Source organism: Streptomyces sp. NPDC025618, assembly GCF_055558795.1.
In genome coordinates, this window is record NZ_JBVHLW010000014.1 from 37,086 (window position 1) to 49,704 (window position 12,619).

Here is a 12,619-nt window from a genome sequence, read left to right on the forward strand (position 1 = left end):
CATCAGGCTGAGTCAGGAGCGCGCCTGAAGTGAGAACACTGAACGACCCGTGTGCCTTTACCGTCACGCCCCTGCTGCGCCGCGCTCAGGCCGGCGACCGGCAGGCCATGAACGACCTCCTCCTGCACATAGCCCCCTATGTGGGACGGCTCTGCCTGCCGATCGCCCACGGGCACAGCTCCGACGCCGCGCAGGAGGCGATGCTCGCGATCTACCGCGGCATCCACGGCCTGCGCGAGCCGGCGGCCTTCTACGGCTGGGTCCGGGCCGTGACGGTCCGGGAGGCGATCCGCACCTCCAAGCGGCTCAGCCAGGGCTCGGCCGACGGCCTGCCCGACCTCGCCCAGGACGCGAACCCGCTGGACACCGTCCACATCTCCGACGTCATGGACCGGCTGCCCGATCAGCACCGCCAGATCCTCACGCTCCGCGCCGTCTACGGCATGAACGAACAGGAGATGGCGGCGACCCTCTCCCTGCCGGTCGGCACCGTGCGCTCACGGCTGCACCGCGCCCGCCGGAACTTCCAGGACGCCTGGCACCAGCGCGCCGCCTGACGGTCCGCCGGGGACCTTTCGGGCCTGGCGGCCGCTGTGCCGGTTGTTCCCGATCCACCGTCACCGTATCTGACCTGCTGGTATTCTGAAGGGATGTACATCCGACCCCTTCGCGGCCCGCTCGGCCACGCACCGCGCGCACGCGCGGCGACCCACGGGCCCGTGCCGGCATGACCGAGGCCCCCACGCGTGTCATTCGGAGTAACGCCGCCTCCCAGTCCCTAGGATTGCGGGATGTACATAGCCAGCACGTTCCCCGGAGGGGTGATCCGGTGAACAGGTCCGAGGCCACCGATGAGCAATGGGAGGGCCTTGCGGAGGTCGTCCCCTTGCGCGGACACCATTCATGGCCGTCCTGGCCCAACCACCGGGCGCTGCCCGAGGAGGAGCCGGAGCCGAACCGCCGTCAGCTCGTCGTCCTGCGCGTCCAGATCTTCGCCGACGCCCGCGAGGTCGCCGAGCACCTGATGGCCCGCATCCCGGTGCTGCTGGACCTCACCAGCGCCGACACCGACGTCGCGAAGCGGATCCTCGACTTCTCCAGCGGCGTCGTCTTCGGCTTGGGCAGCGGCATGCACCGGGTCGACACCAATGTCTTCCTCCTCGCACCCGAGGGCACCGAGGTGGCCTCCGGGTACCCCGATCGTAGGAAGAGTGATCAGCTGAAACGGTTTGGCTGAGCGGCCGCCCCATACGGTCCGGGCATGGACACTCACCGTGCCCGACCGGCCGCCGCCCCCCACTCCCCAGCGCCCCGCGGTGACCGAACTCCGGCTCTCCGCCTTCAAGTCACACCGCAACGCCGTCTTCCCCCTCGGGCCGCTGACCCTCTTCCGGGGCGCGAGCGGCAGCGGCAAGTCCAGCGCCCTGCAGGCATACGAGGCGTTAGCCCGCCTCGCCGGTGGCGACAGCCTCGACGAGGCCCTCGCCCCCGTCGCGGGCGGCGCCCCCGCCTGCGTTCCCCACCAGGCGAGACCCGACGCCCAAGGGCGCCGCGGCTTCCGCATCGGCTGCACCGTCGACGGCCCCGCGGGCACGGTCCTGCTCGACGTCGCCGTGCAGGCGGAACCCGAACTCCGCGTTGTCGGCGAACGTCTGACCGGCTCCGGCCGCACCCTCCTGTCCACCGCCCTGCGCGACCCCGGGCTGCGTACGGTCGAGGCCGCCTGGCACACCGCGGGCAGCGTGCCCGTCACCCGGGCGCCCCTGCCCGACGACCGGCTGGGCACCTCCCTGCTGCCGCTCCGCGTCGCGGGCAAGACCGCGGGCCAGCGCCTGGTCCTCGACGCGGCCGAGCAGGTCGTGGTGGCCCTGCGCTCGGTCTTCGCCTGCGACCCCCGGCCCGAGTTGATGCGCACCCCGGTCGCCGCGCGCGACGGCCTGCTGCGGAGCGCCTGCGACAACCTGGCCGCGGTGCTGGGCCGCACCCGCCACGAATGCGCCACCCGCCACGCGGCCCTGGTCACCGCGGTCGGCGCGGGCTGCCGGGGCCCGGTGGAGGGCCTGTCCGTGCAGGGCCTGGACGGCGGATTCGTACGGGGCGTGCTGGCCCGGGACGCCGGCCCGGACACCCCGCTGGAACGGCTGGGCGACGGCGAACTGCGCTATCTCGCCCTGAGCCTGGTGCTGATGACCGGCCCCGGCGTGCTGGACATGGACCCGGTCGCCGAGGTGCTGCCCGCCCGACAGGCCCTGACCGTGCTCGCCGACGGCTTCGACCGCTGCCTGGACCCCCGGCAGGCCCGCTCCCTGCTGGCCCTCGCGGCGCGGATGTGCGAGCGGGGACATGTGCGCCTGGTGGGAACCGTCAGGGGAGATGTGGCCCAGGAGTCCCAGGGGGCGGGGGAGGAGACCGTGGTGGCGTCGATGGTAGACCTGGGCGTGTGACCGGAGAACATCATCAGGAATCAGGGCCGACCGACGAGTCGTCGCGAGGGCAGGACGACAGGTCTTCGCGGGCGGCGCGGCCGGACAGCGAGCTCGGCGCGCTCCAGCGCCGGCTCGCGGACTTCGCGGCGGCCCGCCGCTGGCAGCCCTTCCACACACCCAAGAACCTGGCCGCGGCCCTGAGCGTCGAGGCGTCCGAACTGGTCGAGATCTTCCAGTGGCTGACGCCGGAGGAATCGGCGCGGGTGATGGACAGCCCCGGCACGGCGGGGCGGGTGGAGGACGAGGTCGCGGACGTCCTGGCCTATCTGCTCCAGTTCTGCCAGGTCCTGGGGATCGATCCCGCCGCGGCGCTCGCCGCGAAGATCGAGCGCAACGAGCACCGCTTCCCCGTACCGGAAGAGTCCACTCCGGATTTGCCCGATCGTCACTCTCCGGAGTGATTGAGTTATCCACACCGCATCTGGTATCCACAGATTTCTGAATTCCCCTGGCTTTTCCGACGGTTACTCATCACTCTGGGTAGTGACTAAGTGACGGGCGCGCAGCCCGGAAGCCGGCAGTCGGAATGTGGGGGACCAGACATGGAGGCAATGCGGCTCATCGGGGCCACACGAGCGGCCCTGGCGCAGGCCAGGGCCGTCCAGGACATCGTCATCGAGGCATGGCAGACACAGGCCCTGGCCGGAGCGATCGGCAGTCACCTCGCCGTCCACGGACCCTTCGAGGCCCGGGCCGCCGCGGGCGGCCTCAGCGAAGCGGGCACCCGCGCCTCCGGCGCGCTGTGTCAGGCCGTGCGCACCGGCCCGATAAGGGCCGCCCAGCTCACCGAAGTGCGGGATCACTGGGGGGTGTTGACCGGGCTTTGCGCCCTTCTCGGCGAGGTCGGCATAGCCCTGGTCGGTGTCGCCTGCTCCTCCGACGAGGACGCTCTCTACTGGCAGTGCATCGAGGCCATCGACGCCGCGGACGAGACGAGCGACCGCGTGCGCTGGTTACAGAGACGGCTCGCACTCCGCGAGCGCGAAGGAGGCGCCGCGTGAAGCGCCGACGATCAGCCCGCACCGCCTCCGCCGGACGAGGACCCCTCGCCGGGCGACTGCGCGGGCGTCTGCAGATCGGCGTCGAGCTGCGACAGGTCGGCGTTCAGCGCGGCCATCAGCTCCTCCATCTGCTGAAGCAGTCCCTTGGGCGCGCCCTGCTGCGGGGGAGCGGACTGTGCGGGCACCGATCCGTCGGGCACGGCTTCCTGGGTCATCGCGGCCTCCTCGGCCCTGGCCCTCCCGGTGCGGGCGGGCGGCGTCGCGGTCATCGCCTCCGGCAGCGGACACCGGTGCGCGGGCCGGGCGGTCCGGCTCCGCCCGAGCCAACGATCACCGGGCCCGGCGGACACTTCCCACCCGGCGCCGACGACCGAATTTCACCCGACCGGGGTGGGTGGGGCGAAGGAGGGTACGGACGGTTGACGCACGTGCGGCAGTGCAGGATGGAGGCATGGATCTGCGTATCTTCACCGAGCCCCAGCAAGGGGCTAGCTATGACACCTTGCTCACCGTCGCCAAGGCCACCGAGGCACTGGGCTTTGACGCCTTCTTCCGGTCCGACCACTATCTCGCCATGGGCTCCGCCGACGGGCTGCCGGGCCCCACCGACGCCTGGATCACGCTGGCCGGGCTCGCCCGGGAGACCCGCCGCATCCGCCTCGGCACCCTGATGACCGCCGGCACGTTCCGGCTGCCCGGCGTCCTCGCCATCCAGGTGGCGCAGGTCGACCAGATGTCGGGCGGACGGATCGAGCTGGGGCTGGGAGCGGGCTGGTTCGAGGAGGAGCACCGGGCCTACGGCATCCCCTTCCCCAAGGAGAAGTTCGGGCGCCTGGAGGAGCAGCTGGAGATCGTCACGGGACTGTGGGAGACGGAGGCCGGCAAGACGTTCACCTTCCACGGCACGCACTATCAGCTCATCGACTCCCCGGCACTGCCCAAGCCCGCGCAGGACAAGCTGCCGGTGCTCATCGGCGGGCACGGCGCCAAGCGGACCCCGAGGCTCGCCGCGAAGTTCGCGGACGAGTTCAACATCCCCTTCGCCTCCATCGAGGACAGCGAGCGGCAGTTCGGCCGGGTCCGCGCGGCCGCCGAGGAGATCGGCCGCAAGGGCGGCGACCTGGTGTACTCCAACGCCCTGGTCGCCTGCGTGGGCAAGGACGACGCCGAGGTGGCGCGGAGGGCGGCGGTCATCGGCCGTGATGTGGCCGAGCTGAAGGCCAATGGTCTGGCGGGTTCGCCGGACGAGGTCGTCGACAAGATCGGGCGGTATGCGGAGATCGGCTCGTCCCGGATCTACTTCCAGATCCTGGACCTCGACGACCTCGACCACCTGGAACTGATCTCCTCGAAGGTCCAGTCCCAGCTGGCCTGACGCACCGACAGCCGCCGTGGTCCGAGGAGCACCCGTGATGCCTGCCCCCACTGTCCCCCTTGCCGACGCGCTCGCGAGCGGCCCGCTCGTCCTCGACGGCGGTCTGTCCAACCAACTGGCGGCGCAGGGCTGTGACCTGTCCGACGCCCTGTGGTCGGCCCGGCTGCTCGCCGACGGGCCGGAACAGATCGAGCGGGCGCACGCGGCCTATGTGCGGGCAGGCGCAAGGGTGCTCATCACTGCGAGCTACCAGGCCACGTTCGAGGGCTTCGCCGCCCGGGGCATCGGCCGGGCGAAGGCGGCGGAGCTGCTGCGCGGCAGTGTGGGGCTGGCGAGAGGGGCGGGGGAGGGAGGGGAGGGGGGAGGGCCCCCACCCCCCTGGGTCGCCGCCTCCGTCGGCCCCTACGGCGCCATGCTCGCCGACGGCAGTGAGTACCGCGGCCGGTACGGCGTCAGCGTCGCTGAGTTGGAGCGTTTCCACCGGCCGCGGATCGAGGCACTCGCGGAGGCCGCCCCCGATGCCCTCGCTCTGGAGACGGTGCCGGATGTGGACGAGGCCGAGGCGCTGTTGCGGGCTGTCGAGGGGTGCGGGGTGCCGGTGTGGCTGTCGTACAGCGTGGCCGGTGAGCGCACCCGTGCGGGGCAGCCCCTGCGTGAGGCGTTCGCGCTGGCGGCCGGTAATGACCAGGTCATCGCGGTCGGCGTCAACTGCTGTGATCCCGGTGACGCCCACCGGGCGGTGCGGTTGGCGGCGGAGGTCACCGGCAAGCCTGTCGTGGTCTACCCCAACAGCGGTGAGCGGTGGGACGCGCGCGAGCGGGCCTGGCGGGGCAGTCCCACCTTCGGTCCGGACGCGGTGGTGGCGTGGCGGGAGGCGGGGGCCCGTCTCATCGGCGGCTGCTGCCGCGTCGGCCCCGAGGACATCGCGAGGCTGGCCCGCGTCCTGGAGCCGTAGCCGCGCGGCCCTGGGCAAGGGCTCCACGAGTCGGCGCGTTCGCCTCCGGCCGGCCCGCTCGCCGTGGAACGGTCAACTCCCGTCACTCGCACCCCACTTACGCCGACGCGCGCCCCGGGCCACGGGTTCACCGATAGCGTGGGAGGTGCCGGAAGCAGAGTGCGGAACGGGGAGCCTGGGGCCTCTTCGGCCCAGGAGTCCGGACGATCGGGTGGTGGGCATGACTACTCAGGGCACCGATGGCGCCATATCCAGGAAACGGCCGGCGGAGCTGGCGCCGGGGGCGGTGATCGCGCAGTCGCTGGACAACGAGTGGGTCAGCGCGCGATTGACCAAGGACATGATCGAGAAAGGGAAGTCGCTCCGGGACGTCGAGGACATCCGGAGCAAGGAGGCACGCGCCGAGTATTTCCGCAGCCTCATCAACACCCGGCAGGTGGTGGTCAACCGGGTGTTCTTCTACAACAACCGGGCCGTGAGCTGCGACCTCGTGGAGGGCGGCGCCGCCCGGCGCGCCCATCAGAAGCTGCTGGGCGACGGCTCGCTGGTGCCCTACCTCGTCAACGAGCGCGAACCGGCCGCCCGCCCGCCGAACGTGAGCATCGACGAGGAGGCGTTCACCGCCTGGCAGGAGACCGTCGACGGTATGCCCGCGAGCTCGCGCATCACCTGCGTACGGCTGTCCTGGGAGGACGAGGAGAACCGGGCCGCCACCAGGAACGGCCTCTTCAACCCCTTCGCCGGTCAGGTGCAGCGGCTCACCGCGACGGACATCCCGCTGCTCGCCGCCCAGGTCGGCGTCCCACCGGAGCAGGCCCCGCAGTTCGGTGCGCGGCTCCACCGGCTGGTCGGCTTCAGCAGCGACCGGCGCACGCGTGACCAGCTCGTCTCCCGCAGGGTGCTCTACGACGAGTTCGTGTCCGTGCCCGGCCTGCCGGTGTCGGACGTCCGTTACGACCGGAGCAAACCGTTCGCCGGGGAGATCAAGCAGCTCCTGGACCTCATCTACAACGTCAACCTCGCCGATGCGCTGGGCATGTACCCGCTCACTCCGTCCGGCAGCCTCCGGCGCATCGCCCTCCAGGAGTGGCGGGACGTGCGGACGGCCCCCAGCGGGGTGGTCACCGACCCCGAACAACTGTTGCTGTTCCTGCGGCGGCAGGCGTTCTCCACCGTCCAGGACCGGCTGACGCCGGCGGCCGTCGACACCCTGACCCTGGAGGACATCTGGAGCCTGCGGCAGAGCGACGCCTGGCACGAGTACATCGGCGCCTTCGACGCGCTGACCGCCGACCCGGCCGCCTTCCACGACCGGGTGGGCCGCGTCTTCGACCGCTACGTCAAGCTCAACTCCGAGATCGTCCGCATCGCCGCCGGCCGCCGCGCCGGCCGCGCGATGGCCCGCAAGTGGGCGCCCGTCATCGAAGTGGTCGTCGTCGTGGGCGGCGCCGTGTTCAGCGCGATCACCGGGGACGGCACCTGGGGTGTCGTGGGGGATGTCGGAGCGGTGTCCGCCAAGGCCGGCGGCTCCGTCCAACTGGTCCTGCGCAACAGGCGGGAGGGGCGCCGCGAGCAGAAGTTCGCCCGGGAGATAGCGTCCGTCCGGTTCGACAGCGCGCGTGAGTGGGAACAGTTCCACGGCATGGTGCGCCAGTTGCCGGGATACCGGGAGGAGCGCGGTTCCAGGATGGCCACCAGCTCCGCCACCGTCCAGGACGACATCCCGGAGTACTGACACCCGTGCGAGAAGAAGCCGCGTCCGCGTACGACCGTCTGCGTGCCGCCCGCCCCGAGCTGTTCGGCAACGACCCGGACGGCATCGACATCCTCCTCGACCCGGACGCCGTCGAGGAGGCGCGGCGGAGCGCCGGCTGCGGTGAGGACGAGCGGGTCGGCGTGGTGTACGCCGACCGGTTCGTCACGCTCGTACGCGACGCGGTCCGCTTCCCCGGCGGCGCGCTGGGGCTGTACGTACGGATGCTGTCCACCGCCACCGGCCCCGGGGCCGTGATCCTTCCCCTCGTGGGCGCCGACGGCATCGTTCTCGTGGAGCACTACCGGCACGCCACCCGCGCCTGGCACTGGGAGCTGCCGCGCGGCATGGGCCTGCCCGGCGCCCCGGGCGCCGAGACCGCCGCGCGCGAGCTCGCCGAGGAGCTGGGCACCTCGCCCACGGAGCTGATCCCGCTGGGCCGGGTCCATCCGGACAGCGGACTGCTCGGCGACCACGTCGAGTTGTACGCGGCCCGCGTCGAGCGCATCGGCGCCCTCGACGCCGCCGAGGGCATCCGGCGGACGGTCACCCTGCCATGGCCGGAGGTGGCCACGATGATCGCGGACGGGACCATCACCTGCGCCTTCACGATCGCGACACTGACCCGCGCACGGCTGCGGGGGCTGCTGGGCGGCGGCTTGCCGTGAGGCGGCGGGTTCGCTGAGCGGAAAAGGATGAGGGGTGTCCGTGCGAATGCGGTGATACTCAATGGTGTGTTCCCGACGATCAGCACCACAGGTGCCACGGAGGTCCCGGCCACCGCCCGGGTGCTCCTGCCGCACAACCACCCCGGCAAGACGCAGCGGTACCCGGCCCCGCGCGGTGTCGCTCATGTCCTCCACCCAGAGGCCACCGCCGAGCGCCGCACGGCCGGACGGCCTCCGGAGGCGAGATCCGCATGACCGCGAACGCCACGGACGACAGTGTCCGCCTCGCTGTGCCCGACCTCTGCCTCGTGGTGCTCGTCGGCGCCACCGGGTCGGGAAAGTCCACTTTTGCCGCGCGGCACTTCGCGCCCACCGAGGTGCTCTCCTCGGACTTCTGCCGCGCCCTGGTCGCTGATGACGAGACCGATCAGAGCGCCAGTGGCGACGCGTTCGACGTGCTGGAGTACATCGCGGCCAAGCGCCTCGCGGCCGGGCGGCTCACCGTCGTCGACGCGACCAACGTCCGGCCGGAGAGCCGTCGGCAGTTCGTACGGCTGGCACGTGAGCACGACGTACTGCCCGTCGCGATCGTCCTGGACATGCCCGAGGACGTCTGCGTCGCCCGCAACGTCTCCCGCCCGGAGCGTGCCGCCCTCCCGCGCCCCGTCATCCAGCGCCACCGGAGCGAACTGCGCGGCTCGTTGGCACATTTGGAGCGGGAAGGGTTCCGCGCGGTGCACGTTCTGCGGAGCGTGGCCGAGGCGGAGTCCGCCGAGGTCGTCCGCGAGCGCCGCCGTACCGACCTGCGTCACCTCACCGGCCCGTTCGACATCTTCGGTGACATCCACGGCTGCCGCTCGGAACTGGAGACCTTGCTGACCCGGCTCGGTTACGCCCTCACCCGCGACGAGGCGGGCCGCCCGGTGGACGCCTCGCACCCGGAGGGGCGTACGGCCGTCTTCGTCGGCGACCTCGTCGACCGGGGGCCGGACAGCCCCGGCGTGCTGCGCCTGGTCATGGGCATGGTCGCCGCCGGACACGCGCTGTGCGTGTCCGGGAACCACGAGCACAAGCTCGGCCGTTACCTGGAGGGCCGCAAGGTCAAGATCGCTCACGGTCTGGCCGCGACGGTCGAGCAGCTCGACCGGGAGGACGAGGGGTTCCGCGAGCGGGCCGGGGAGTTCGTCGCATCCCTGATCAGCCACTACGTCCTCGACGGCGGCGCCCTCGTCGTCTGCCATGCCGGGCTGCCGGAGAAGTATCACGGCCGCGCGTCCGGCAGGGTCCGCGCACACGCGCTGTGGGGCGACACGACGGGGAGACCGACGAGTACGGCCTTCCGGTGCGGCGTCCGTGGGCCGAGGACTACCGAGGCCGCGCCACCGTGGTCTACGGCCACACCCCGACTTCCTCGGCCGACTGGCTGAACAACACCATCTGCCTCGACACGGGAGCCGTGTTCGGCGGCAGGATGACGGCCCTGCGCTGGCCCGAGCGCGAGCTCGTGGACGTACCCGCCGAGCGCGTCTGGTGCGAGCCGACGCGGCCGCTCGCCGCCGGAGCGCCGGGCGGGGCGGACCGCCGTCGCACCGGCCCTGCGCCGTCCTCGTAGTCTCGGCCTCTCCGGGAGGATCGTGCGGCTGCTGGGGGAGCGCGGCGGCACCGCCCTCCCGTGCCGCGTGCTTCACAGCCCCGCTGCGGTGGCCGCTGAAGGGCCCGCCGGCCCCGCCCCCCTGCGGGCCGGCTGGGTGGTCGCCGCGGTCGTGGCCGCGGGTGCCCTGGTCGCCGCGGTGATGTTCCGTCGTGGTGCACCGCGTGATCTCGGGTGATCCAGGTCAGGATGGAGGGATGGGATTCCATGTCGACTCCGAGGCCGGACGGCTGCGCCGCGTCATACTGCACCGCCCGGGTCTGGAGCTCAAGCGGCTGACCCCGTCCAACAAGGACGCGCTCCTCTTCGACGACGTGCTCTGGGTGCGGCGGGCGCGCGCGGAGCACGACGGGTTCGCCGACGTGCTGCGCGAGCGCGGGGTGGCGGTGCACTTCTTCCAGGACCTGCTGGAGGAGAGCCTGGCGGTGCCGGGCGCGCGCTCCCACGTGCTGGACCGGGTCTTCGACGAGAAGGAGTACGGGCCGCTCGCCACCGGCCGGCTGCGGGCCGCGTTCGAGGGGATGCGGGCCCCCGAGCTGGGCTCCTGGCTGGTCGGCGGGATGACCAAGCGGGAGTTCCTGGAGCGCTACCCGGAGCCGGTCTCGGTGCGCTTCCACGCGATGGACCTGGACGACTTCCTGCTGAACCCGCTGCCCAACCACCTCTTCACCCGGGACACCTCCGCCTGGATCTACGACGGGGTGTGCGTCAACGCGATGCGCTGGCCCGCCCGTTGGCACGAGACCGTGCACTACGAGGCCATCTACCGCCATCACCCGCTGTTCGCGGCGGGCTTCGACCGGGGAGCGGAGGAGAGCGGCTTCCACGTCTGGTCCGAGGGGCAGGCCGCCTACCCGTCCACGATCGAGGGCGGTGACGTGCTCGTCATCGGCGCGGGCGCGGTGCTGATCGGGATGAGCGAGCGGACCACCCCGCAGGCCGTGGAGATGCTCGCCCACCGGCTCTTCGCCACCGGCTCCGCCCGCACGATCGTGGCCCTGGACATGCCGAAGCGGCGCGCGTTCATGCACCTGGACACCGTGATGACGATGGTGGACGGCGGCACCTTCACTCAGTACGCGGGGCTGGGCATGCTCCGCTCGTACACCATCGAGCCGGGGGTGGGCGAGCGCGAGCTCAAGGTCACCGACCACCCGCCGGAGCACATGCACCGCGCGATCGCCGCCGCGCTCGGCCTCGACTCGATCCGGGTGCTGACCGCGACGCAGGACGTGCACGCGGCGGAACGGGAGCAGTGGGACGACGGCTGCAACGTGCTGGCGATCGAGCCGGGCGTGGTGGTCGCCTACGAGCGCAACGCGACGACCAACACCTATCTGCGCAAGCACGGCATCGAGGTCATCACCATCCCCGGCAGCGAGCTCGGCCGCGGCCGGGGCGGGCCGCGCTGCATGAGCTGCCCCATCGAACGGGACGCGGTCGGCCGGAGCTGAGACGCCACCGCATACGCATGCGATCAGTCGTATATACTTCCGATTTCCCGCAGTCGTGAGCTAGGAGCCCATCCCATGGCGACAGACCTCAAGGGACGTCACTTCCTCAAGGAAACGGACTTCACCGCCGAGGAGTTCCGCAGTCTCGTCGAGCTCGCCGCCGAGCTCAAGGCCGCGAAGCGGACGGCCGTCGAGGAGCAGCGCCTCCAGGGCCGGCACATCGCGCTCGTCTTCGAGAAGACCTCCACCCGCACCCGCTGCGCCTTCGAGGTCGCCGCCGCCGATCAGGGCGCCCGCACGACCTACCTCGACCCGGTGGGTTCGCAGATCGGCCACAAGGAGTCCGTCCGGGACACCGCCCGGGTCCTCGGCCGGATGTTCGACGCCATCGAGTACCGCGGCCACGGCCAGGAAGTGGTGGAGGAGCTCGCGGCGTACGCGGGGGTGCCGGTCTTCAACGGGCTCACCGACGAGTGGCACCCGACCCAGATGCTCGCCGACGTGCTGACCATGTCCGAGCAGACGGCCAAGCCGCTGGAGCACGTCGCCTACGCCTATCTCGGCGACGCCCGTTACAACATGGGCAACTCCTACCTCATCACCGGTGCGATCCTCGGCATGGACGTCCGCATCGTGGCGCCGGAGGACCTCTGGCCCGCCCCGGAGGTCATCGCCGAGGCCCGTCGGCTGGCCGCGAAGAGCGGCGCGCGCCTCACGCTCACCGCGGATGTCGCCGAGGGCGTGCGCGACGCGGACTTCGTCGCCACCGACGTGTGGGTGTCCATGGGTGAGCCCAAGGAGGTCTGGGACGCGCGGATCGCGCTGCTGGCGCCGTACGCCGTCACCATGGACGTGCTGCGCGCCACGGGCAACCCGGCGGTGAAGTTCCTGCACTGCCTGCCCGCTTTCCACGACCTCGGCACGACGGTCGCCCGCGAGATCCACGAGCGCCACGGCCTGACGTCGCTGGAAGTGACCGACGAGGTCTTCGAGTCGAGCCACTCGGTCGTCTTCGACCAGGCGGAGAACCGCATGCACACGATCAAGGCGGTCCTGGTGGCGACGCTGGCGGACTGAATTCACGCACCGGGCCGCGGGGCTGAAGTCACGGTCGGTGAATCCAGCCCGTCCGGCGTTTGAGGACAACGCGGCAAGTCGTGTCGCGGGGCCCGGGGCGGACCCCCGGTGCGGGGCCGGAAAGAGACCCGCACCCAGAAGCAGGGGCAGCGGCCTGCCCTATCGCGTACCCGTGACGACAGTCACAGCACGGTGATAA

At 71.6% G+C, this 12,619-nt stretch carries 13 protein-coding genes and 1 pseudogene; 13 read left to right on the forward strand and 1 reads right to left on the reverse strand.

Annotated features, from left to right (window positions below):
• The first annotated feature begins 29 nt into the window (after nt 1–29).
• From ACZ4A5_RS15010 to ACZ4A5_RS15030, 5 genes are all read left to right on the forward strand, one after another.
• A complete protein-coding gene (locus ACZ4A5_RS15010) occupies nt 30–557 on the forward strand; it encodes an RNA polymerase sigma factor (RefSeq protein ID WP_467582759.1) in 528 nt (175 codons plus the stop codon).
• Between the two features lie 272 nt (nt 558–829).
• Nucleotides 830–1,237 (forward strand): cell division protein SepF, encoded by a 408-nt coding sequence (locus tag ACZ4A5_RS15015; protein WP_116214386.1) that lies wholly within the window; start codon nt 830–832, stop codon nt 1,235–1,237.
• Between the two features lie 37 nt (nt 1,238–1,274).
• A complete protein-coding gene (locus ACZ4A5_RS15020; RefSeq protein ID WP_467582763.1) occupies nt 1,275–2,444 on the forward strand; it encodes an AAA family ATPase in 1,170 nt (389 codons plus the stop codon).
• The gene (locus ACZ4A5_RS15025) at nt 2,441–2,887 is read left to right on the forward strand and encodes a nucleotide pyrophosphohydrolase (RefSeq protein ID WP_467582766.1); all 447 of its coding nucleotides are present in this window, start codon (nt 2,441–2,443) and stop codon (nt 2,885–2,887) included. Before ACZ4A5_RS15020 ends, ACZ4A5_RS15025 begins: the two co-directional genes overlap by 4 nt.
• 141 nt (nt 2,888–3,028) lie before the next feature.
• Nucleotides 3,029–3,487, forward strand: a complete 459-nt coding sequence (locus ACZ4A5_RS15030; protein WP_467582768.1) for a DUF6099 family protein — start codon at nt 3,029–3,031, stop codon at nt 3,485–3,487.
• A gap of 11 nt (nt 3,488–3,498) precedes the next feature.
• On the opposite strand, the gene ACZ4A5_RS15035 is transcribed toward ACZ4A5_RS15030, so the two are convergent.
• A complete protein-coding gene (locus tag ACZ4A5_RS15035; RefSeq protein WP_467582771.1) occupies nt 3,499–3,702 on the reverse strand; it encodes a hypothetical protein in 204 nt (67 codons plus the stop codon).
• 236 nt (nt 3,703–3,938) lie between these two features.
• On the opposite strand from ACZ4A5_RS15035, the gene ACZ4A5_RS15040 reads away from it, so the two are divergent.
• From ACZ4A5_RS15040 to argF, 8 genes and pseudogenes are all read left to right on the forward strand, one after another.
• On the forward strand, nt 3,939–4,862 hold the full coding sequence (locus tag ACZ4A5_RS15040) for an LLM class F420-dependent oxidoreductase (RefSeq protein ID WP_467582773.1): 924 nt from the start codon (nt 3,939–3,941) through the stop codon (nt 4,860–4,862).
• A gap of 37 nt (nt 4,863–4,899) precedes the next feature.
• On the forward strand, nt 4,900–5,817 hold the full coding sequence (gene mmuM, locus ACZ4A5_RS15045) for a homocysteine S-methyltransferase (RefSeq protein WP_467582776.1): 918 nt from the start codon (nt 4,900–4,902) through the stop codon (nt 5,815–5,817).
• Between the two features lie 220 nt (nt 5,818–6,037).
• Nucleotides 6,038–7,552, forward strand: coding sequence for a hypothetical protein (locus tag ACZ4A5_RS15050; RefSeq protein ID WP_467582779.1), 1,515 nt, complete (start codon nt 6,038–6,040; stop codon nt 7,550–7,552).
• A 5-nt stretch (nt 7,553–7,557) separates the two neighbouring features.
• Nucleotides 7,558–8,238 carry an NUDIX hydrolase gene (locus ACZ4A5_RS15055; RefSeq protein ID WP_467582782.1) on the forward strand — a complete coding sequence of 227 codons (681 nt, stop codon included), beginning with the start codon at nt 7,558–7,560 and terminating at the stop codon, nt 8,236–8,238.
• A 66-nt stretch (nt 8,239–8,304) separates the two neighbouring features.
• Nucleotides 8,305–8,493 carry a hypothetical protein gene (locus tag ACZ4A5_RS15060; RefSeq protein WP_467582785.1) on the forward strand — a complete coding sequence of 63 codons (189 nt, stop codon included), beginning with the start codon at nt 8,305–8,307 and terminating at the stop codon, nt 8,491–8,493.
• Nucleotides 8,490–9,823, forward strand: a pseudogene (locus ACZ4A5_RS15065) (AAA family ATPase); the annotation flags it as partial. The gene ACZ4A5_RS15060 and the pseudogene ACZ4A5_RS15065, both read left to right, overlap by 4 nt.
• A 263-nt stretch (nt 9,824–10,086) precedes the next feature.
• Nucleotides 10,087–11,343, forward strand: coding sequence for an arginine deiminase (locus ACZ4A5_RS15070; RefSeq protein ID WP_467582788.1), 1,257 nt, complete (start codon nt 10,087–10,089; stop codon nt 11,341–11,343).
• Between the two features lie 75 nt (nt 11,344–11,418).
• Nucleotides 11,419–12,420, forward strand: coding sequence for an ornithine carbamoyltransferase (gene argF, locus ACZ4A5_RS15075; RefSeq protein WP_398870766.1), 1,002 nt, complete (start codon nt 11,419–11,421; stop codon nt 12,418–12,420).
• Nucleotides 12,421–12,619 lie beyond the last annotated feature (199 nt).